Genomic DNA, 21,767 nt, shown 5'->3' with positions numbered 1-21,767 from the left:
TGAGAGGGAACTATTTGACAGCTTTGTTTTCGTGCTAGCCGAAAAACCGTCGCCCCCGCGGAGGCGGGGGCCCAAGTTGGTTCAGAACCGGTAATCCACCTTCGCATACAAGGACCGCCCATTGATCCCGAACGGGCAGGTTTCCCAGCAATACGTGAAGCCCATCTGCGGGAACGGCGCCGCCTTCACCGGGTCCCAGCGGCTCGGGTAGGTGTCGAACAGGTTGTCGACCCCTGCGCTCAGGCTGAGGCGCCGGCTGATCGCATAGCGCAGCGACAGGTCCGTCAGCCAGCGTGCGGCCCAGGTCTGGACGTAGGGTGCCGTAAAACCCTGGCCCGCGACTTCGCCGTAGTAATTGGCGCGCAGGTTGGCGTTCCAGGCGCCGCGCGTGTAGTCGGCCGACAGCACGTGGTGGTGGCGCGGCTGGCCGCGTTCGATCAGCGTGACCTGGGCATCGTCGAACAGCTGGCTGCCGGACAGCAGCGGCGACGAGGAGTGGCGCGCCGTCACGCGCGTGCGGTTGAAGCCGAGCTGGCCGGACAGCACCAGCGCGCCGCCGGCAACGCGGCGCAGCGTCTTTTCCGCCACCAGGTCCAGCCCGTCGGTGGTGGTGCCGACCGCATTCGTGAAGAACTGCGCCTGGCCGACCCGTAGCGGATCGAGCACGGCGCGCACCGGGCAGCTGGCGGGCGTGGGGCAGGGACCGGCCTCGGGCGCGATCGTGCTGGAAAAGACGATGCGGTCGGCGATGCGGGTGCGCCAGGCATCCGCCGTGATCGAGAAGTCCGGGACCGGACGCATCACCAGGCCGAGGCTGGCGCTGCGCGAGGTCTCTTCCTTCAGCGGCGCGATGCCCAGCGCCCGGGTGACGGCGCTGCCTTCGCGCGCGGTCAGGGTTTCGGTCAGCACGCCGGCCGCGTTCAGGTTGGTCGAGACCGAGCTGTAGTACTTCTGCTGCACGCCGGGTGCGCGGAAACCGGTGGATGCGCTGGCGCGCAGGCCGAGCGTGCGGCTCGGGTCGTAGCGTAGGGTGAGCTTGCCGGTCGTGGTGGCGCCGAAATCCGAGTAGCGCTCGTGGCGCACGGCCGCGCCCAGCGTGACCGGCGCCGCCAGCTTGTGCTCGGCATCGAGGTAGACCGCGGTGTTGTGGCGGCCGGCATCGACCGCGGTCGCCGGCGTGTAGCCGGGGAAGCCCTGGATGCCGGCTTGTGCGATGTTGCCGTTCTGGTCGTAGATCGGGATCGCCGGGTTGTTGGTGCGGCCGTACTGGTAGGTCACCGGATCGCCGGCGAAGATGCGGTAGCCGTCGCGCCGGTATTCGAGGCCGGTGGCCAGCTGCACGGTGCGGCCGAACACGGATACCGGGCCGCGCAGGTCGAGGTTGGCCGTGGTCTGGGTGAAGCGCAGCTTGCCGGTGTTGCCGCCGGTCGGCGATTCGTGGGCGTGATTGCAGCCGCAGCTCGGCTCGTACCAGTAGCTGACGTTGATCGAGTTGTATTCGAAGAAGCCGAGTTCGCTGAAGCCGTGGTTGATGCTGGCGTCCAGCTGCCAGCCCTTCGGCAGGCTGTGCCGGTAGCCGAGCGCCAGCGAGGCATCCTTGACCGTGGTGCGGATGCTGGGCAGCATGCCGTCCGGGTACACGGCCGGCACGTTGCGGCCGTCGCCGCGCGGGCGGAAGAAGCCGGCGGCATCGCCGATGCGGCGCGAGAAGCCGCCGAAGGCATACAGTTCGCCGTCGGCACCCACCGGCAGCATGCTGTTGAGCCACAGGTGGCTGTCGGCGGCCAGCGAGTCGCCGATGCGCTGGGTCACGCGCGGCGGATTGGTGCGCAGGGTGTCGGGGCCGGCGCGGTTGGTTTCGCCGCGGCGCCGGCCCTCTGCGCTCAGGGTCAGGTAGCCGCCGTCGCGGCCCAGCGCGAAGCTGTGGTTTTCGCCGAGGCTGAAGGTGCGCCCGTCGCCCTTGCCCGTGGTGCTGGCCAGCGCGCCCATGCCGTCGACGTCGACACCGCCCTTGAGCACGATGTTGATCACGCCGGCGATCGCATCCGAGCCGTACTGGGCGCTGGCGCCGTCGCGCAGGATCTCGATGTGGTCGATGGCCCAGATTGGGATCGCATTGATGTCGGTGCCGGCCGAGCCGCGGCCGATGGTCTGCTGTACGTTGACCAGTGCTTGCTGGTGGCGGCGCTTGCCGTTGACCAGCACCAGCAGCTGGTCCGGCCCCAGGCCGCGCAGGGTGGCGGGGCGGATGATGTCGGTGCCGTCGCTGATGAAGGTGGTGCTGAAGTTGAACGACGGGTCGAGCGCCTGCAGCGCCTTGCCGAGTTCCGCGGTGCCGGTCGACTGCAGCTCTTTCTGGCCGATCAGGCCGACCGGGGCCGCGGTGTCGAGCGCGCTCCTGGGGGCGCTGCGGGAGCCGACCACGACCATCTTGCTCGTTGTGGTATCGGCGTCATCCGCCTGCTGGGCCGCGGCCGGTGCGCAGGCCGCCAGGACGGCGGATGCGAGCAATGTATGTCGGAAATTCTTGTCCATGATCATTTCCCTCAAGGCTGAGCTCGGTTAGAGACTCAGCCATCTTGCGCGTGCTGCTGCAGAGGGAAATTGAGCGGCCACAACCGACGCGGCGTCGGCTGGCCGTGGATGGGCGATGCATGTGCGGTTTATACAACAGGGAGGCGGCCGGCCGTGTTCACGCCAGGTGATCGCGCATCCACTCCTTCAAGCCGTTGACCCAGTTCTTGGCCGGCAGGTTATAGCGCCGCTTGATGTCGGCGGCGCGTTCGTACAGCAGCGCGAAGTCGAGCTCGGGCGATTGCTTGAAGCCGATCACGACGATGTTCGCGTCGTGGACTTCGGGCAGCCAGACCACGGCGTCGAAGGCCTGTTCCATTGCCTGCAGGTTCTTGTCGTAGTTGATGAAGTCGCCGAACACGTTGGCGGTCATGACGCCATCCGGGGCCAGGCAATCGGCGCAGGCCTGGTAGAACTCGGGCGTGTCCAGCACCGGGCCGCGCGCTTCCTCGTCGTACAGATCGACCTGCAGCACGTCGACCGTGCCGTGGTTGGCGGGATCCATCACGAAGTCGAGGGCATCCATTTCGCGTACGTCGAGGCGGGCGTCGTCCGGCGGCAGGCCAAAATGATCGCGGCAGATCGCGATCACGTTCGGATTCAGTTCGGCCGCCGTCACGCGCGCCTGCGGGAAGCGCTGGTAGCAGAACTTGGTGAGCGCGGCGCTGCCCAGGCCCAGCTGCACGATGCGGCGCGGCTGCTGCACGAACAGCATCCACATCATCATCATCTGCACGTATTCCAGCTCGATCGCATCCGGCCGGCTCAGGCGCATCGCGCCTTGCACCCAGGAAGTGCCGAGGTGGAGCGAGCGCACGCCTTCAAATTCGGTGATGGTGGCCGGCGGATGGCCGGGCTGGGAGTAGCGGGGAGAAGTGGGGACGGACATGTACGGATCTTACCAAACGCCCCCAATTCGGGGTCAGAGCACAATGGTTTTCCTCACTTCGCGCAAGCTGACTGCATCCCGCGTCTTCTTTCATCAAGCGCCGGCATCATGTGAAATCGCGGCAAAAAATTGTGCTCTGACCCCGAATTTCAGGCGGGCAGGATCAGCGTCACCGCCAGCCCGCCGCCTTCACGATTGTTCAGCGTGATGCGTCCGCCATGCGCTTCGGCGATCTCGCGCGCCAGCGCCAGTCCCAGGCCGGTGCCGCTGCGCTTGGTGGAATAGAAGGGCACCAGCGCGTTGGTCAGCACCGCGTCGTTCATGCCGCTGCCGCGGTCCAGCACGTCGATGCGCACCAGGTTCTGCACGCGGCGGATCCGGAGTACGACGTCTTCCGCGCGCGAGCCGGATTCATGGGCGTTCTTCAGCAGGTTCAATAAGGCCTGCTCCATCTGGGCGACGTCGATCAGGGCCGGCTCGGGCGGCAGCTCGCCGTCGAGGCGGAAGCTGACCTGCGCCGCCAGCCGTGCCACGAAGGCGTCCCAGGCGCAGCGTTCCAGGCGCGGCGTCGGCAGCTTGGCGAAACGCGCGTAGCCGAGGATGAAGGTCTCCAGGTGGCGCGTGCGCTCGCCGATGGTTTCCAGGATCTGCGGCAGGCGCTCGGTCTGGCCGCGCCGCACCAGTTCCGCGCCGGAGTGGGCGAGCGAGGCCAGCGGCGCCAGCGAGTTGTTCAATTCGTGGCTGATGACGCGGATGACCTTTTTCCAGGTCTGTACTTCCTGGCGCCGCAGCTCGGCGGTCAGCTGGCGCAGCAGCAGCAGTTCGTGGCGACGCCCGTTCAGGCTGAAGTCGCGCCGCGCCAGGTGGTAGACCTCCTCGTCCTCGCCTTCGCCGGCGGAAAACAGGCCGTCGCCGCCGCGCGCCAAGGCTTCCACCAGTGCCGGCGCCGCAGTCTCCAGCACCGCCTGCAGGGCGTGGCCTTCCAGCTTGCTGCCGTGCGCCAGCAGCTGGCGCGCGGCCAGGTTGGCGTAGACGATGGTGCGGGCGCCGCCCGCCGTATCGGCCACCAGCAGCATCGCCACCGGCGTGTTCTGCACCATGGTGTCGAGCAGCAGTTCGCGCTGGACCAGGCCGAGGCGCTGTTCGCGCAGCACCTCGCCGAGCGCGTTGTGGGCCGCGACCAGGTCGGACAGCTCGTCGTTCTGCGGCCAGTGCAGGCCGAACGAAAAATCGCCGTCGCGGTAGCTCGTCACGGTGCCTTCCAGCGCGCGGAACAGCGACAGCACCGGCTGCACCTGGGCGCGCAGGGTGATGACCGAGAGCGGCACCACGCACAGCAGGCAGGCGCCGAGCACCAGCAGCGGCTGCCCCGGCAGCAGGTGGTCGAGCGTCAGCGCGATGCCGATGCCGAGCGCCAGCAGCGTCGCCACCAGCGCCGACCAGCGCGTGACCAGTGAAAGGCGCCAGCGTTTCGGGCGCCAGCGCCTGAAAAAGCCCGCGTCTTCCGGACCCGGCGCCGCGTTCATGCCGAACGCGCGATGCCGAGGCGCTCCATGCGCCGGTACAGTGCCTGGCGCGACAGCCCGAGTTCGGCCGCCGCCTGGGCGATGACGCCGCCGGCGCGCGCCAGCGCCGCCGCGATGGCGTCGCGGTCCGGCTCCGCATCCGGCCCGGCGGCAACCGCCAGCGGCAGGCCGAGATCGAGCGGCTTGATCGTCTCGTCCCGCGCCAGCAGCGAGGCGCGCGCCATCACGTTCTTCAGCTCGCGCACGTTGCCGGGCCAGGCATGTGCCGCCAGCGCGCTTTCCGCACTGGGGTCGAGCCGCTTGCCCGGCGCCAGGAAGCTGCGCGCCAGCGGCAGGATGTCGCCCGGCCGCGCCGCCAGCGGCGGCAGTTTCAATTCGATCAGGTTGAGGCGGTAGAACAGGTCTTCGCGGAAGGTCCCGGCACGGATCATCCCCTGCAAATCGGCGTTGGTGGCACTGATCACGCGCACCTTGACCTGGCGTTCGCGGTTCGAGCCGAGGCGCTCGAAGCGCCCGGTTTCCAGCACCCGCAGCAGTTTCATCTGCCCGGCCAGCGGCAGGTTGCCGATTTCGTCGAGGAACAGCGTGCCGCCGTCGGCCGCCTCGAATTTACCTTCGCGCGCCCTGGAGGCGCCGGTGTAGGCGCCGGCGTCGGCGCCGAACAGCTCGGCCTCGATCAGTTCCGCGGGCAGGGCGCCGCAATTCAGCACCACGAAGGGGCCATCCTTCACCGCCGAATTGGCCTGGATGATCTCGGCGATGCGTTCCTTGCCGGTGCCGTTCGGCCCCGTGATCAAGACCGGCACGTCGGCGCGCGCCACCTGGCAGGCCAGGCTCAGCACCTGTTCGAGGGCTGGGTCGGCCCATACCAGGCCGCGCAAGTCGAAATTCTGTTCCAGCTCGCGCTTGGCGCGGCGCTCGCGCTGCAGGCGCTGGGCCAATGCGCGGTTGGCCTGGCCCAGTTCGATCAGGTTGGAGACCGTTGCCAGCAGGCGTTCGTCGTTCCACGGCTTGGACAGGTAGTCGGCGGCGCCGGCTTTCACCAGGTCGACCGCGGCGTCGAGATGGGTCCAGGCAGTGAGCAGGATCACCGGCAGGTCCGGGTACTGCTTGCGGATCGCGCGGAACAGCGCCACGCCTTCCTCGCCGGAGGTGGTGTCGGCCGTGAAGTTCATGTCCTGGATCACCAGGTCGACCGGCCGGCGCGCCAGCAGCGCCAGGCCTTCCTCGGGCGAGGCGGCGTGCAGCGCCGCGATGTCGTGCAGGGAGAACAGGACGTCGAGCGCGATGCCGACGGCGGCGTTGTCATCGATGATCAGGACAGTAGGCATACTATTAGCATAACACTACACACTGCGGGTGGCCGTGGCCGGCGAGATGCTGGCCGCCTTCCACGCCGGCCCGTAGGCGGCGATCACGCCGATCAGCCAGAACAGCAGCGCGCCGCCCGCCAGGTAGCCCGCCGGCAGGCGCGCCATCTCCAGTTTGCTCACCAGGAGCTGGTTCAATGCCAGCCCCAGCGCCGCGCCGCCGAACACGCCGGCGCTGGTGATCATCACGTTTTCAAGGATGAAGTAGCGCAGGATGTCGATGCGGCGGGCGCCGAGCGCGCGCCGCACGCCGATCTGCTTGCGGCGCTGGGTCACCCACAGGCTGGCCATGCCGACGATGCCGGAGCAGGTAATCAAGAGCATCAGCAGGCTGACCGTGACCAGCATCCACTGCAGCGCGACGTCGCCGCGGTAGCGGTCCTTGCGGTTCTCGTCGACGGTGCGCATCTTCAGGATCATCGGCGTGGCCGTGGACTTGCGCAGGGCGCTCTCCGCTTCCTTCATCACGCGGTCGCGCTGGCCCGGTTCGGTGCGCACCGCATACAGGGCGCGCGAGCCGCCGTACAGGCGTGCCGGGATGATCACCGCGAACTCGCCTTTCTCGCCGGTTTGTGCCGCTTCGGTCTGCAGGCGCTCGACCACGCCGACCACCTGGGTGCCCTGGGCCTGCTCGTTGCGCCCGAAGTACAGGGTCTTGCCGATCCCGGATGTACCCGGCCACAGCTTGCCGGCCAGCGCCCGGGTGACGATGATGTGCGGCGGCGTGTCCTTGTCCTGCTTTTCGTTGATCTCCACCAGTTCCTGGGGCAGGAAGTCGCGGCCCTCGACCAGGTTCAGGCCGAAGGTCTTGATGACCGAGTCGCCCGATAGGTACATCGAGGCCGTGGCGCTCCCGCGTTCCTGCCGACGGTCGACGCTGACGGTGCTGTTCCAGCCGCTCTGCGACAGCGGCATCTGCGACACGTCGGCCACCGAGGCCACGCCGGGTACCGCGCGCAGCACGTCGGCCTCGTGCTTGAAGGCGGCCAGGCGCTGTTCAGGACCGTCGGTGTCCAGGTTGCGCGCCTTGATGTAGAAGGTCGCGTGTTCGTCGGCGATGCCGGACGGACGCGCGATCACGGTGCGCCGCTCGTTCACGATGTACACGGCGTTGGCCAGGATCGCCAGGCTCAGCGCCACCTGCAGCGCCACCAGGATCGGACCGGTCTTGTTGCGCAGCAGCGCGGACAGGATGGGACGGATTTCCATGTCGTCTCTCTCTTAAATGGACAATGGGGTTACTGCGATTTGAGCTGGATCGCCGGCGTCACCTGGCAGGCGCGCCAGGTCGGCAGCAGGCCGGCCAGCAGCGCCGCCGCCACCGACAGCACGAAGGTCAGGCCCAGCATCTGCCAGTCCATGTGCGCCATGGCCGCCACTTCCGTGCCCTGCATGCCGATCAGCGCCAGCGCGCCGAAGGCGAGGCCGAGCCCGAGCAGGCCGCCGGCCAGGCCGATGACGCCGGTCTCGACCAGGAACTGGCGGAAGATCTCGCGGCGCGAGGCGCCGAGCGCGCGGCGTACGCCGATCTCGGACGCGCGCACCGAGAACTTGGCCAGCAGCAGGCCGATCGTGTTCACCAGGCACAGCGCCAGGAAGCCGAACGCCAGCCAGACCGACAGTTTGCTGTCGTTGTCGACGATCTTCAGCACGTCCATCCACTCCATCACGTGGTACAAGTGGTTCGGCGCAGTGCGCTTGAAGCGGCCGAGTTTTTTCTGGTCGCGCACGTAGTTGTCGAGCCAGGCCTGCAGGTCGGCGCGGTCGCTTACCGCGCGGGTCTCGAACCAGAACTGGATCCAGGTGCATTCCGACGCCAGCAGGGCGGCATAGCCGGGATCGCGCCGGGAAGTGCAGCTCATGCCGCCGTTGTTGTCGGATTCGTGGCGGATCGCGGTGGAGAAGGGAATGAAGTAGTCGTCCGCATCGCCGAAGGTGTCGCCGCCGACCAGCTTGTAGTAGCGCGGGCGCGGATTCCAGGTGTCGATCACGCCGCTCACGGTGAACGGGAAACCCATCAGGCGCACCTGCCGGCCGACCGGATCGGCCTTGCCGAACAGCTTTTCGGCCATGGCGCGGCCGAGCACCACGACGTCGGCGCCACGCGCATCGTCGGCCTCGCTCCAGGCCTGGCCATGGAGGAAGCGGACGTTGAACATGGCGAAGAAGTCGCGCGTCGGCGCCATGCCGGACACCATGAAGGCCGGCAGGTCCTTGCGCGGTGGCTCGAGCGGCCCGGCGACGCCGAACAGCGCGGTGCGGCGCTCGCCCTGGCCGCTTTTCAGCAGGTTGGCCGCATCCTGGTAGCTCATCTGCACGTCATTCGGCTCGTCGCCCGGGGACCAGCCGTCGAGCGGGCCGTTGTCGACCTGCGGCACCAGCAGGCGCTTGCTCTTTTCGGGGATCGGGTCGCCCGACATCATGTGCAGGATGGTCAGCGTCGAGACGCTGGCGGCGACGCCGACGGCCAGCGTCAGCACCATCAGGGCGGTCAGCGCGCGGTTGCGGCGCAGGCTGCGCAGGCCGAGCTTGAAGTAATAGCCAAACATGGGCATGGGCTCCTCAGGCGGTGACCGGGGTCTGGACCAGCGACGGTCCCTTGCGCACCAGGTCCGACACCTGGCCGTCGATGATGTGCACGTTGCGCGTGGTGCGCACCGCCAGCTCGGGGTCGTGGGTGACCATCAGGATGGTGGTGCCGGCGGCATTGATCTCTTCCAGCAGTTCCATCACGCCGCGCGCCATCTGCGTGTCCAGGTTGCCGGTCGGTTCGTCGGCCAGCAGCAGCTTCGGCGAGCCGGCCAGCGCGCGCGCGATCGCCACCCGCTGCTGCTGGCCGCCGGACAGTTCGGCCGGATAGTGCTTCATGCGCGAGGCCAGGCCGACCTTGGCCAGCGCATCCTCGATGCGCTTCTTGCGCTCGGTTGTATTGAAGCCGCGGTAACGCAATGGGACGTCGACGTTGTCGAACAGGTTCAGGTCCGGGATCAAATTAAAACCCTGGAAGATGAAGCCGAGCTTTTCGTTGCGCAGGCGCGAGCGCGCATTGTCGCCCAGCCCCTTCACGTTGACGCCGTCGAGGATATAGTCGCCCGAGGTGAATTCCTCGAGCAGGCCGGCGATGTTGAGGAAGCTGGTTTTACCCGAACCGGACGGGCCGGTGACGGTGACGAACTCGCCTTCGCGGACGTCGATCTCGAAGCCGCGCAGCGCGTGGGTCTCGATCATGTGGGTGCGGTACACCTTGTTCAGGTTGGTCATGCGCAGCATGGCTGTGTCCTTTCAGTGACGTGTCGTTCGTTATTCAGTGATTGATCGCTCAGTTATTGATGGAGACTCGGCTGGCGTTGTTGAAGGCGTCGGTGCCGGCCACCACGACCTTGTCGCCCTGCTGCAGGCCGGACTGGATCTCGACCGCCGAGATGCTGGTGGCGCCGACCCGGATCGGGGTGCGGGTCGCGATGCCGTCGCGCACCACGTAGGCATAGCGTCCGCCCTCGCTTTCGACGAAGGGACCGCGCGGCAGCATCAGGACGTTCGGCTTTTCCTCGACCAGCAGGCGCGCGGTCACGCGCTGGCTCTGGCGCAGGCGCTTCGGCTGCTCGCCATGCCCGTCACCATCGAAGCGGACCCGCGCCAGCACCATGCCGCGCACCACTTCCGGCGACAGCGCCGACAGCTTGCCGGTGGCGGTCCCGGACGGCAGCTGGACCTCGGCATTCATGCCCAGGCCGAGGTCGGCCACATAGGTCTCCGGCACCTCGATCTCGACTTCGAGCTTGGACAGGTCGACCAGGGTCATCAGTGGCGCATTGGCGGCGACCACCATCCGGTTCTGCACGTTCAGGGTGCCGATGAAGCCGTCGACCGGGGCGCGCACGGTCAACTCATCGACGCGGCGCTGGGCTTCGCCCATCGCCAGGCGCGCCCGTTCCAGCTCGTTGGCCTTGGTTTTAAGGGCCAGCTGGACGTCGTCGCCTTCGAGTTCCGCCGCCTGGGCCGCGTGCTTCGCACGGATCTCGCTCGATTTCACGGCATCCTTGGCCTTCTGGAAGTCGATCTTGGCGATGATGCCGAGATCGCCGACGCTCTGGTAGCGTTCCAGCGTGCGCTGGGCCGACAGGCGGTCGATTTCGGCGGTGTCGGCTTCGCGCTGCGCCAGCAGCTTCTGCTTGCGGGCCAGGATCTGCTGGCGCGCCACTTCCGCCTTCAATTGCTCGTAGGTGGACACTTCGCGCTTCAGCGCATCGGACAGGTCGGGCGATTCCAGCACGGCCAGCACCTGGTCCTTTTTCACCGTGTCGCCGGCCGCGACCTTCAGGTTGACGGTGGACGGCGCCTTGGCATACAGGGTCGGGCTGACGGCGGCCACCACGCGGCCGTTGACGGAGGCGTCGCGCACCAGCGTGCCGCGGGTGACCTCGGCGATGCGCAGGCGCGCCGCGCTGACCGAGGCTTCGCTGCCGCGCCAGGACGACAGCAGGAAGGCGCAGACGGCCAGCAGGGCGGCGGCGGCGCCGATCCAGACGGCGCCGCGCTTGAGGCCGGCGCCGGCCGGGGCGGCAATGATGGCGTCTTGTTGTGAGGTGTCGCGGATCATGGTGTGGACATTCGGGTTTGGACACAGCGGTATTTGCAGGAACCGTGCCAACGCTTAAGTCCTTGATTCGATTGGTGTCCGCCCGGATGAATGCGCCGTCCGCCCGTGTCCGTCCGGCGGGCGGACGGACAGCGCGGACACTCTTTTGTCGGTGCTCCCTTGATATTTTGTAAAGCGTTCATAATTTCCCGGCATCACTATCCGGCCCGGCCGTGGAAAGCGCCTATGTCCTTTACCGTGTTTCGCCTGCCGGATTATTGGCGCCCGCTGCTGGCGCGCCTTGCCGCTTTGACGACGCCCGCTGAACCGGAACCGCAGGATTATCCGTTCGCGCCCAGCGACGTCGCCCGGCTGCAGCGTCTGACCGCGGACGATGCGGACGATGCGCTGGACGATCCGACCTGGCGCGACCTGCTGCTCGAGCGCTACGGTGAGCACATCTCCGCCGAGACCAGCATCTTCGGCCGCCAGGTGCTGTACCGCCGCCTGCGCAACGGCAGCGGCGAGGACGAGGCGGCCCTGCGCCGCACCCGCATCGAGACCCTGCTGGCCGATCCCGGGCGCCTGGCGCGGCTGCACCACGGCTTGCGCGCGCTGCGCCATGCCGATATCGAGGTGGCCGGGCTGCTGTTCGATGCGGATGCTTCGTTTACCTTGGCGCCGCTGCAGCCGGCGTGGCTGCGGGTCTGGTTCCTGATCCCGCTGCTGCTGGCGGCCTCGATCGCGGCGGCGCTGCTGCTGTCGCCGCTGGCCTGGCTCGCTACCGCCGTCGCGATGTACCTGCTGGTGGCGCCGCAGATGCGCTACCGCGAGCGCATGGAGGAATGGGGCCGGCTGGGTGGCGCGCTGCAGATGATGCTGCGCGTGTGCGCGCTGCTGGACGGCAGCGGCCATCCGCTGGCCGAGGATTTCACGGGCCGCGCCGAGGGGGTAGGCTGGATCAGCCGGCGCCTGACGCCGTCACCGCTGGTCGACGGCGCGCCGCTGGTCAAGGATTACCAGCACTGGTTCATGCTGGCCAACGTCCGCCATTACTTCAGGAGTGTGCGCATGGCGTTCGCACAGCGCGCCTTTTTATGCGAGTGCTACGACCTGTGCGCCAACCTGGAAGCCGACGTGGCGCTGGCGCGCCACCTGCTGGCCACGCCGCTGTGGTGCTGGGCCGGGCGCAGCGCTGCCCGCTCGCTGGCGCTGGACGAGGGCGTGCATCCGCTGGTCGCGGGGGCCAGCGCGCTGTCGATCGCGCTCGACGGCAAGGGCGCCTTCCTGTCGGGCCAGAACGGCGTCGGCAAGAGTACCTTCCTGCGCACGCTGGGCCTCAACCTGGCGGCGGCGCGCGCCTTCGGCTTCTGCTACGCACGCCGGGCCAGCCTGCCGGCGCTGCCTGTCGTCGCCAGCATGCAGAACGAGGATTCGCTGCTGGGCGGGCAAAGTCTCTACATCGCCGAACTGGCGCGCGCCAGGGAGCTGCTGGCGGCCGCCGCCGCACGCCCGGTGGTGTGCCTGGTCGACGAGATCTTCCGCGGCACCAACCACGAGGAATCGGTATCGGCGGCGGCGGCGGTGCTGGACGAACTGGCGGCGCAGGCGCTGGTGGTCGTGTCCTCGCATAACCTGGTGCTGGGGCCCTTGCTGGCGCACCGGCTGGCGCCGTGGCGGGTCGGGACGGGGGACGATGGCGTGCTGCGGCTGGAACCGGGCCTGCTGGGGCGGACCAACGGGATTGCGCTGCTGGCCGGGCACGGATTCGGGACGGCGGTGCAGGGCAAGGCGGAGAAGGTGGCGCGCTGGCTGGCGGGGCAGCGGGGTGGGGGTGCCGGGGCGGATTTGCTGGATGATGGGGTGGGGTGACCCCCGATATGGCCAGGCACACCAAACGTCGCCCCCGCGAAAGCGGTAAATAGCCCACTGGGCTATTTACCCCCATGCTGAGCTTCCGAAGTCCGCATTCCTGAAGCACTAAGGTGCTTTCGGCATACCGAATTCTGTTATTCAGCATGGATTCCCGCTTTCGCGGGAACGACGTTGATTAACGGCGCGGCAGCTTCACTATTGCAGTTCCGGTTGCGGCATCATTCATTTCTGCGGCTTCTGCTTCTGCGCAAACGTCCCGACCAGCTCCCCCTTGGCCAGCACGTGCCCCTGCATCGCCTCCAGCAGCTGGTCGCGCTCCGCGCCCCAGGGCACGTCCAGCATCCGGTCCAGCGCATACACCTGGAAGTGATAGTGGTGCGGCTTGTCGCCCACCGGCGGATGCATGCCGTACCAGCCGGTCGAACCGTGCGTAGTGCGGCCCTGCAGCACGCCGTCCGGATCGGTCAGGCGCGGCTGCTCCTGCAGGCCCTCGGGCAGGCGGGTCAGGCTGGCCGGGATGTTCCAGGCCAGCCAGTGCACCACCGGCGTGACCGGCTTGGCGTCCGGGTCTTCCATGATGACGACGTAGGATTTCGCGTTCGGCACCGGGGTCCAGCTCAGCGCCGGCGCCACGCCGTCCGCATATTCGCTGTACTTGGCCGGGATCTCGCCGCCGCGCACGAAGCCCGACGAGCTGACGGTGAGCGTGCCCTTGGCCTGGGTCTGCGCGCGGGTGAAGGCGATCGGCACGCCGCTGCCCTTGCTCGCCTGCTGCTGCATCGGGCCGGCCGGCGCCTGCAGCTCGCTGGCGGGCTTGGCGGCGTTGCCCGTGTAGGCGATGCGGTAGATCACGCCGTTGGCGTCGTCCGCCATCAGCAGCGCGCCATCCTTGGCCATCGCCAGGCCGACCGGGCGCGCGATGTGGGTCTTGTTGCCGTCGGTGAGAAAGCCGGTCACGAAGGGTTCGATCGAGCGCGCCTGGCCGTCCTGGAAGCGCACGCGCACGATTTCGTAGCCGGAAGGGACCTTGCGGTTCCAGGAGCCGCGCATGGTGACGAAGGCGTCGCCCTGGTATTCGGTCGGGAAGGCGGTGCCCTTGTAGAAGACCAGCTGCATCGGTGCCGCGTGGGCGGCGTAGCCCAGCACCATCGGCGTGCTGTGCGCCTTCCAGTCCTGCTTGCTGATCTCGCCGATCGGGGTGCTCTGCGGGTAGATGGTGCCGGCGCCGACCACGTGCGGCCAGCCATATTGTTTACCCTGTTCGATCTTGTTGAGTTCTTCCGGCTGCTCCTCGTCGCCGAGGAAGTCGATGCCGTGGTCGAAGCCCCACAGTTCGCCGGTCCGCGGCTGCCAGTCGAAACCGATGGTGTTGCGCAGGCCGGTGGCGACGATCGTGCGGCTGCTGCCGTCCGGCGTGAGGCGCAGGATGGTCGCGTTTTCCTGGTTGGTTTCGTTGCAGGCGTTGCAGGTGCTGCCGACGGTCAGGTACAGCATCCCGTCCGGGCCGAAGGCGATGGTGCGGTTGGCGTGCTGGCCGGCGTCGGGCAGGTCGCGCACCAGCATCTTCGGCGCGCCCAGGCGGCCGTCGGGCTGGATGTCGACCACGAACAGCTCTTTCACCGTCACCAGGTACAGCTTGTTGTCGCGGATCGCCAGGCCGTGCGCGCCGGCGCGGCTGACCACGATCTCCGGCTGGCTATCGGCGCGGCCGTCGCCGTTGGCATCGCGCAGCAGCACGACGTCGCCCTGGTCGCGCCGGCTCACATAGACGTTGCCGTTGGGCGCCACCGCGATGATGCGGGCGTTCTTCAAGCCGGTGGCGAAGGGCGTCACCGTGAAGCCCGGCGGCGCCTTGATGCCGGCCATGCGCTGCGGCGTGGGCTCGACCTTGTCGGGTTTGAAGATATTGTTCTCGGCGCTGTACCGGGTGCCGTCGCCTTGCTGGGCCCAGGCACCGGTAACGGTCAGGCACAGCAGGGCCATGAGAGGACGTTTCATCGCGTGCTCGCTTTCGGAAAGTGGATCGGTCGGGGGAGGGACCGGGCCATCTTTACGCAGACAATTGGTGTTGTCTGTTTGCGAACTCACCAATGCCGAGCCTGGTCAGTAATCCGGTAAATTCGGGGTCAGAGCAGAAATTCTGCTCTGACCCCAAATTTACCTGGATTTGATGTAGCGCTTAGTGGCGCGGGAGCGGCTTGCCTTTGGCGATGACTTCGTGGCATTCGCCCTTGATGGTGGCGTTGTCGTAGTCGGTCCAGCCGTAGCTGTCGACGTAGCGCTTGTGCTGGCGGAAAGCCGGGTTGACGACGCTCCAGTCGAGGCGTTCGCCGGGATAGTGCACGTCGGCCAGGTCGAGCAGGGTGTGGAACACGTTTTCGGTGGCCAGCCTGGCCTTGCGGTGGCGGCGCAGCTGGCCGACCTTGTCGGGGTGGCGCTCGGCGTAGGCGTCCGAATACCAGGCAAAGGCGGGTACGTGGAATTCGTACTGGGTGTTGTGGCCGTGGAAGGCCAGGCGGCAGCTATTGTCGTACAGGGTCTGGCCGTGGTCGGCCACGTACAGCAGCGCGGCCGGCCTGGCGCTCTCTTTCAGGCGGCCAATCACGCCGTCGAGGAACCAGTCGGTGTACAGGATCGAGCTGTCGTAGCTGTTGTTGAGCTGGGCCTTGATGCGGATGTCGGTGTAGACCGGCTTGTCGATGCCGTACAGCGAGGGCAGCCATTTGTCGAACTGCTTCGGGTAGCGGTGGCTGTAGTTCCAGTGGCTGCCCAGCGTGTGCAGCACGATCAGTTTTTTCGGCGCCGGATCGGCCACCGCGTGCTTCAGGGGGCCGAACAGGATCTCGTCGTAGTTGGAATTGTCCGTAAAACCGCCCAGGTTCAGGAAATCGACGACGTCCGCCTCCTTGGCGAACACGGAGACCGGGGTGTCGAACTTGCCGAACGAGATCTGGTTCGACAGCCAGAAGGTTTTATAGCCGGCTTCCTTGAAGGCGGAAATAAACGATTTTTCCGAGAAGCCATCCTTCAGGCTCTCGGTCGCCGGCTTGCGCGAGATGATCACCGGCACCGACAGCCGCGTCGCCGACACCGAGGTGATCATGTCCGGCAGCGTCACCAGGTTGGCCTGCTGCGACAGCAGCGGATTGGTATCGCGCGCATAGCCGTTCAGGCTCCAGCGGTCGTAGCGCGAGGATTCGCCAATCACCATCACCACGGTCTGCGCCTCGTCCGCGGCGAGGGCGGAGGTCGCGTGGAAGCGGAACTGGGCGCTGCTGCGGTTGAGTTGCGCCAGATAGACGCGCTCCTTGTAGAAGTCGACGCCGCGCGCCATCAGGCCGAAGGGCCAGGAATGGGCGAAGGTATCCAGGTCGAAGGGCAGTTTCGCCCAGTACGCCAGCGGCGGCAGGGCGGCGCGCGGCGGCACGCTGCCGGGACGCGGCGCGGCGGTCTTCTCGGCGCCCTCGTCCTTGGGAGGCGTCGCCTTCACCAACCGTGCGGGCGCGCGCGGAGACGAGGCGGCCGCCAGCGGTGGTGCCGCCACCCCGAATTCGACGCCATATGCGAACACCGCCGTGCCGACCGCCAGCACGCCCAGCACCACCGGGCGCGAGACGTCGGTCCAGTCGAGGTCGCGCGTGCGCCAGGCCGCGACCCAGCTGGCGGCGAACCAGGCCAGCACGCCGATGAAGACTGCAACCAGCAGCCACACCTTGGTGCCGAGGAACTCCATCGCCTCGGCCGGGCTGGTCTCGGCGATGATGCCCAGGTGGTGGGTGGAGATGCCCTGGCCGTAGAACGCATATAAATAGAGTTCCACCGGCAGCGCCAGGAAGGCCGGCAGCAGCAGCCAGTGAAACCGGGCCGGGCGTTTCAGCAGCGCCCAGACGCCGGTCCAGGCCATCAGCTCGATGCCGAGCACCTTGCCCGGATGCTCGAGCGGCAGGCCGAACAGGGCAGGCACGAAGGGCATGCAGGACAGCAGCAGGTAGCTCAGCAGGACGGCCAGGTTACGCGGACGCAGCAGAAAACGCGGCAGAAAACGCATCGGAAAACGCATTGGAAAACGGGGCAAGGGTCGGGCCATCGGCCGGAAGGCGAAGTCGGCTATTATGTCTTCTTTGCCGCAAGAAACGCTATTTCTTACCGGTAACTAAGCGCAACGGCGTGCAAAATGCCGGCCGACGATGGTTTGTTGTATCTCAATCACGACATTCTTTGGCAATCAGGCATCCTTTCGCCATTCAGGCTCGTCGAGAGTGACCACGCGGTTGACCCCGTCCCATATCAGGTCTATACTTGCGAGTTCTCGTTTTACTCTGGTCTTCGTATACGTCAATTCAGCCGCTCCCATTGGTGAGTGGCTTTTGGCGCCTGTCGGGACAGTAGAGCGAGACTAGGTTTCAGTCCCCGGAAGCACCTGATGAGTCCGGGTCATCAACGTAGTAACTTTGTTGGATTAAGAACGATGCCAACCATCAATCAACTGATTCGCAAGCCGCGTGAAGCCGCGGTTGTGAAGAGCAAGTCGCCGGCACTGGAAAACTGCCCGCAAAAGCGCGGTGTTTGCACCCGTGTCTACACGACGACCCCGAAGAAGCCGAACTCGGCACTGCGTAAAGTCGCCAAAGTTCGCCTGACCAACGGTTTCGAAGTCATTTCGTACATCGGCGGTGAAGGCCACAACCTGCAGGAACACTCGGTCGTGCTGCTGCGCGGCGGCCGTGTGAAGGACTTGCCGGGTGTGCGTTACCACATGGTCCGCGGTGCACTGGATACCCAGGGCGTGAAAGACCGTAAGCAGGCCCGTTCGAAGTACGGTGCCAAGCGCGCTAAAGCCGCCAAGAAGTAATTCTTAGCACTTTTAGCTTAATTAATTTGTTGAGTTGAGCCGGCCGGAAGGCCGAGTAAGTGAAAAACCATGAGGGTTTTTCGCGAGTGCGGTTCAAGCACTCAACTGAAGACAGGAAGGAATTGAAATGCCACGTCGTCGTGAAGTACCCAAGCGCGAGATCCTGCCGGATCCGAAATTCGGCAATACCGATGTCGCCAAGTTCGTCAACGTTCTGATGCTGTCCGGCAAGAAGTCGGTCGCAGAAAACATCATCTACGGTGCGTTCGAATACATCCAGACCAAATCGGGCAAGGACCCGCTGGAAGTCTTCGTTACCGCGATCAACAACGCCAAGCCGATGGTCGAGGTGAAGTCCCGCCGCGTCGGTGGTGCCAATTACCAGGTACCGGTTGAAGTTCGTCCAGTTCGCCGTATGGCTCTGTCTATGCGTTGGTTGCGCGAAGCCGCAAACAAGCGTAGCGAGAAGTCCATGCCGCAACGCCTGGGTGGTGAGCTGATGGAAGCGGCGGAAGGCCGCGGCGGCGCAATGAAGCGTCGTGACGAAGTGCACCGTATGGCTGAAGCGAACAAGGCGTTCTCGCACTTCCGCTTCTAAAAAAGGACCAGCCGGTCCATGGGCAGGTCGCCCCGGGATTGGCTCCTTAGTAATATCTGTTGTTCAGGCCGAGCTTCATTTTGATATCAAGATGCTGCTCGGTTTTGTCCATTCAAAGATTTAGGAAAAATTATGGCACGCAAGACCCCCATTGAGCGCTACCGCAATATCGGTATTTCCGCTCACATCGATGCTGGTAAAACCACCACCACCGAGCGCGTCCTGTTCTATACCGGCGTGAACCACAAGATCGGCGAAGTGCACGACGGCGCAGCGACGATGGACTGGATGGAGCAGGAGCAGGAACGCGGCATTACCATTACCTCGGCAGCGACGACCTGCTTCTGGAAAGGTATGGCCAACAACTTCGAGCCGCACCACATCAACATCATCGACACCCCGGGCCACGTCGACTTCACCATTGAAGTCGAACGCTCGATGCGCGTGCTGGATGGCGCCTGCATGGTTTACTGTGCAGTCGGTGGCGTGCAGCCGCAGTCGGAAACCGTGTGGCGCCAGGCTAACAAGTACAAAGTCCCGCGTCTGGCCTTCGTCAACAAGATGGACCGTACCGGTGCGAACTTCTTCAAGGTGTACGAGCAGATGCGCGCCCGCCTGAAGGCCAACCCGATCCCGCTGCAGATCCCGATCGGCGCCGAAGAGAACTTCCTGGGCGTGGTCGACCTGGTCAAGATGAAAGCGATCATCTGGGACGACGCGTCGCAAGGCATGAAGTTCGACTACCGCGACATCCCGGCCGAGCTGGTCGATCAAGCCAACGAATGGCGCGAAAAGCTGGTCGAGACCGCTGCTGAAGCGAATGAAGACCTGATGAACAAGTACCTGGAAGAAGGTGACCTGTCGGAAGAAGAGATCAAGATGGCACTGCGTCAGCGTACCATCGCGTCGGAAATCGTCCCGATGATGTGCGGCACCGCTTTCAAGAACAAGGGCGTGCAGGCCATGCTGGACGCGGTCATCGAGTACCTGCCGTCGCCGGTCGACATTCCGCCGGTCGGCGGTACCGACGAGGACGACCAGCCGGTCACCCGTCAGGCTTCGGACGACGAGAAGTTCTCGGCGCTGGCATTCAAGATCATGACCGACCCGTTCGTCGGCCAGCTGATCTTCTTCCGCGTCTACTCGGGCATGATCAAGTCGGGCGATACCGTCTACAACCCGGTCAAGAACAAGAAGGAACGTCTCGGCCGTATTCTGCAGATGCACGCCAACCAGCGTGAAGAGATCAAGGAAGTCCGCGCCGGCGACATCGCCGCTGCAGTCGGCCTGAAAGACGCGACCACCGGCGAAACCCTGTGCGACCCGTCGTCGATCATCACCCTGGAAAAGATGGTGTTCCCGGAGCCGGTCATCCAGCAGGCAGTCGAGCCGAAGACCAAGGCCGACCAGGAAAAGATGGGCCTGGCCCTGAACCGCCTGGCACAGGAAGATCCGTCGTTCCGCGTGCGTACCGACGAAGAATCGGGCCAGACCATCATCGGTGGTATGGGCGAGCTGCACCTGGAAATTATCGTCGACCGCATGAAGCGTGAATTCGGCGTGGAAGCGACCGTCGGCAAGCCGCAGGTTGCCTACCGCGAAACCATCCGCAAGGCAGTCAGCGACGTCGAAGGCAAGTTCGTCAAGCAGTCGGGCGGCCGCGGCCAGTACGGCCACGCCGTGTTGTCGATCGAACCGCAAGAGCCGGGCAAGGGCTTCGAATTCATCGACGCCATCAAGGGCGGTGTGATTCCTCGCGAATTCATCCCGGCAGTCGAGAAGGGTGTTCGTGAAACCCTGTCGAGCGGCGTGATGGCCGGCTACCCGGTGGTCGACGTCAAAGTGACGCTGACCTTCGGTTCGTACCACGACGTGGACTCGAACGAAAACGCGTTCCGCATGGCCGGTTCGATGGCGTTCAAGGATGGCTGCCGTAAAGCCAACCCGGTCATCCTCGAGCCGATGATGGCCGTGGAAGTGGAAACGCCGGAAGACTACGCCGGTACCGTGATGGGCGACCTGTCGTCCCGCCGCGGTATGGTGCAGGGCATGGACGAAATCCCGGGCGGCGGCGGCAAGATCATCAAGGCCGAAGTCCCGCTGTCGGAAATGTTCGGTTACTCGACCGTGCTGCGTTCGGCAACCCAGGGCCGTGCGACCTACACGATGGAATTCAAGCACTATTCGGAAGCACCGAAGCACGTGATGGACGCTATCGTCACCGCGAAAGCCAAGTAAGAATTTAGTCAGTAAAATCTAGTTAGTTGAGGACAGAGCAAAAAGCGGTAAACCTTGCTCTGTCCCGCAAAAAATAAACTTAAGGAAGATCAAAATGGCAAAAGGTAAATTCGAACGGACCAAGCCGCACGTCAACGTCGGCACCATCGGTCACGTTGACCACGGCAAAACCACCCTGACGGCTGCAATCGCAACCGTTCTGTCGAAGAAATTCGGCGGCGAAGCCAAGGCCTACGACCAGATCGACGCGGCTCCGGAAGAAAAAGCACGCGGCATCACCATCAACACCGCGCACGTCGAGTACGAAACCGCGAACCGTCACTACGCGCACGTCGACTGCCCAGGCCACGCCGACTACATCAAGAACATGATCACCGGTGCCGCCCAGATGGACGGCGCGATCCTGGTGTGCTCGGCCGCTGACGGCCCGATGCCGCAGACCCGCGAGCACATCCTGCTGGCGCGTCAGGTTGGCGTTCCGTACATCATCGTGTTCCTGAATAAGTGCGACCTGGTCGACGACGCAGAACTGCTGGAACTGGTCGAAATGGAAGTCCGCGAACTGCTGTCGAAGTACGAGTTCCCTGGCGACGACCTGCCGATCATCAAAGGTTCGGCACGTATGGCGCTGGAAGGCCAGCCGGGCGAAATGGGCGAAGCATGCATCGAGCGCCTGGCCGAAGCCCTGGACAGCTACATCCCGACCCCGGAACGTGCCGTTGACGGCGCCTTCCTGATGCCGGTGGAAGACGTGTTCTCGATCTCGGGCCGCGGTACCGTGGTGACCGGTCGTGTCGAGCGCGGCATCATCAAGGTCGGCGAGGAGATCGAAATCGTCGGTATCATCGACACCGTGAAGACCACCTGCACCGGCGTGGAAATGTTCCGCAAGCTGCTGGACCAGGGTCAAGCTGGCGACAACGTCGGCCTGCTGCTGCGCGGCACCAAGCGTGAAGACGTCCAGCGTGGCCAGGTTCTGGCCAAGCCGGGCTCGATCAAGCCGCACAACCACTTCACCGGCGAGATCTACGTTCTGTCGAAAGATGAAGGCGGCCGTCACACCCCGTTCTTCAACAACTACCGTCCGCAGTTCTACTTCCGTACGACTGACGTGACCGGTTCGATCGAACTGCCGGCAGACAAGGAAATGGTCATGCCAGGCGACAACGTGTCGATCACCGTCAAGCTGATCGCTCCGATCGCGATGGAAGAAGGTCTGCGCTTCGCAATCCGCGAAGGCGGCCGTACCGTCGGCGCCGGCGTGGT

General features: G+C 65.5%; 15 protein-coding genes. 5 read left to right on the top strand and 10 right to left on the bottom strand.

Annotated features, from left to right (window positions below):
- Nucleotides 1-81 precede the first annotated feature (81 nt).
- From U1H99_RS12730 to U1H99_RS12695, 8 genes are all read right to left on the bottom strand, one after another.
- Nucleotides 82-2,535, bottom strand: coding sequence for a TonB-dependent receptor plug domain-containing protein (locus U1H99_RS12730; protein WP_323142123.1), 2,454 nt, complete (start codon nt 2,533-2,535; stop codon nt 82-84).
- Between the two features lie 157 nt (nt 2,536-2,692).
- The gene (locus tag U1H99_RS12725; protein WP_323142122.1) at nt 2,693-3,463 is read right to left on the bottom strand and encodes a fused MFS/spermidine synthase; all 771 of its coding nucleotides are present in this window, start codon (nt 3,461-3,463) and stop codon (nt 2,693-2,695) included.
- Nucleotides 3,464-3,612: 149 nt separating this feature from the next.
- Entirely contained in the window at nt 3,613-4,989 is a 1,377-nt protein-coding gene (locus U1H99_RS12720; protein ID WP_323142121.1) for a sensor histidine kinase, read from the bottom strand.
- Complete coding sequence (locus U1H99_RS12715; RefSeq protein ID WP_323142120.1) at nt 4,986-6,320, bottom strand: sigma-54-dependent transcriptional regulator; 1,335 nt, start codon at nt 6,318-6,320, stop codon at nt 4,986-4,988. The genes U1H99_RS12720 and U1H99_RS12715 overlap by 4 nt, the downstream gene beginning before the upstream one ends.
- Nucleotides 6,321-6,335: 15 nt before the next feature.
- Nucleotides 6,336-7,568: an ABC transporter permease gene (locus U1H99_RS12710; RefSeq protein ID WP_323142119.1), complete on the bottom strand. Its 1,233-nt coding sequence runs from the start codon at nt 7,566-7,568 to the stop codon at nt 6,336-6,338.
- Between the two features lie 29 nt (nt 7,569-7,597).
- Nucleotides 7,598-8,914 carry an ABC transporter permease gene (locus U1H99_RS12705; protein ID WP_323142118.1) on the bottom strand — a complete coding sequence of 439 codons (1,317 nt, stop codon included), beginning with the start codon at nt 8,912-8,914 and terminating at the stop codon, nt 7,598-7,600.
- A gap of 7 nt (nt 8,915-8,921) precedes the next feature.
- A complete protein-coding gene (locus U1H99_RS12700) occupies nt 8,922-9,629 on the bottom strand; it encodes an ABC transporter ATP-binding protein (protein WP_323142117.1) in 708 nt (235 codons plus the stop codon).
- 49 nt (nt 9,630-9,678) lie between these two features.
- Entirely contained in the window at nt 9,679-10,959 is a 1,281-nt protein-coding gene (locus U1H99_RS12695) for an efflux RND transporter periplasmic adaptor subunit (protein WP_323142116.1), read from the bottom strand.
- A 225-nt stretch (nt 10,960-11,184) separates the two neighbouring features.
- Between U1H99_RS12695 and U1H99_RS12690 the strand changes: the two genes are divergently transcribed.
- On the top strand, nt 11,185-12,810 hold the full coding sequence (locus U1H99_RS12690) for a MutS-related protein (protein WP_323142115.1): 1,626 nt from the start codon (nt 11,185-11,187) through the stop codon (nt 12,808-12,810).
- 225 nt (nt 12,811-13,035) lie between these two features.
- Here U1H99_RS12690 and U1H99_RS12685 read toward each other — a convergent pair whose 3' ends face one another.
- Nucleotides 13,036-14,811 (bottom strand): YbhB/YbcL family Raf kinase inhibitor-like protein, encoded by a 1,776-nt coding sequence (locus U1H99_RS12685; protein WP_323142114.1) that lies wholly within the window; start codon nt 14,809-14,811, stop codon nt 13,036-13,038.
- 181 nt (nt 14,812-14,992) lie between these two features.
- A complete protein-coding gene (locus U1H99_RS12680) occupies nt 14,993-16,861 on the bottom strand; it encodes a phosphoethanolamine transferase (protein WP_323142113.1) in 1,869 nt (622 codons plus the stop codon).
- Between the two features lie 420 nt (nt 16,862-17,281).
- On the opposite strand from U1H99_RS12680, the gene rpsL reads away from it, so the two are divergent.
- The 4 genes from rpsL to tuf form a co-directional block, all read left to right on the top strand.
- Nucleotides 17,282-17,665 (top strand): 30S ribosomal protein S12, encoded by a 384-nt coding sequence (gene rpsL / locus U1H99_RS12675; RefSeq protein WP_005663517.1) that lies wholly within the window; start codon nt 17,282-17,284, stop codon nt 17,663-17,665.
- A gap of 127 nt (nt 17,666-17,792) precedes the next feature.
- Nucleotides 17,793-18,263: a 30S ribosomal protein S7 gene (rpsG, locus tag U1H99_RS12670; protein WP_141835730.1), complete on the top strand. Its 471-nt coding sequence runs from the start codon at nt 17,793-17,795 to the stop codon at nt 18,261-18,263.
- A 132-nt stretch (nt 18,264-18,395) separates the two neighbouring features.
- The gene (gene fusA, locus U1H99_RS12665) at nt 18,396-20,501 is read left to right on the top strand and encodes an elongation factor G (RefSeq protein WP_323142112.1); all 2,106 of its coding nucleotides are present in this window, start codon (nt 18,396-18,398) and stop codon (nt 20,499-20,501) included.
- A gap of 94 nt (nt 20,502-20,595) precedes the next feature.
- Nucleotides 20,596-21,767, top strand: a 1,172-nt coding sequence (gene tuf / locus U1H99_RS12660; protein WP_323142111.1) for an elongation factor Tu, incomplete at its 3' end; no start/stop codon positions are given.

This window comes from Massilia phyllosphaerae, from assembly GCF_034659755.1.
Lineage (GTDB): Bacteria > Pseudomonadota > Gammaproteobacteria > Burkholderiales > Burkholderiaceae_D > Telluria > Telluria phyllosphaerae.
The sequence above is the reverse complement of the archived record's forward strand: the minus strand, read 5'-3'. Positions and strand labels throughout refer to the sequence as shown.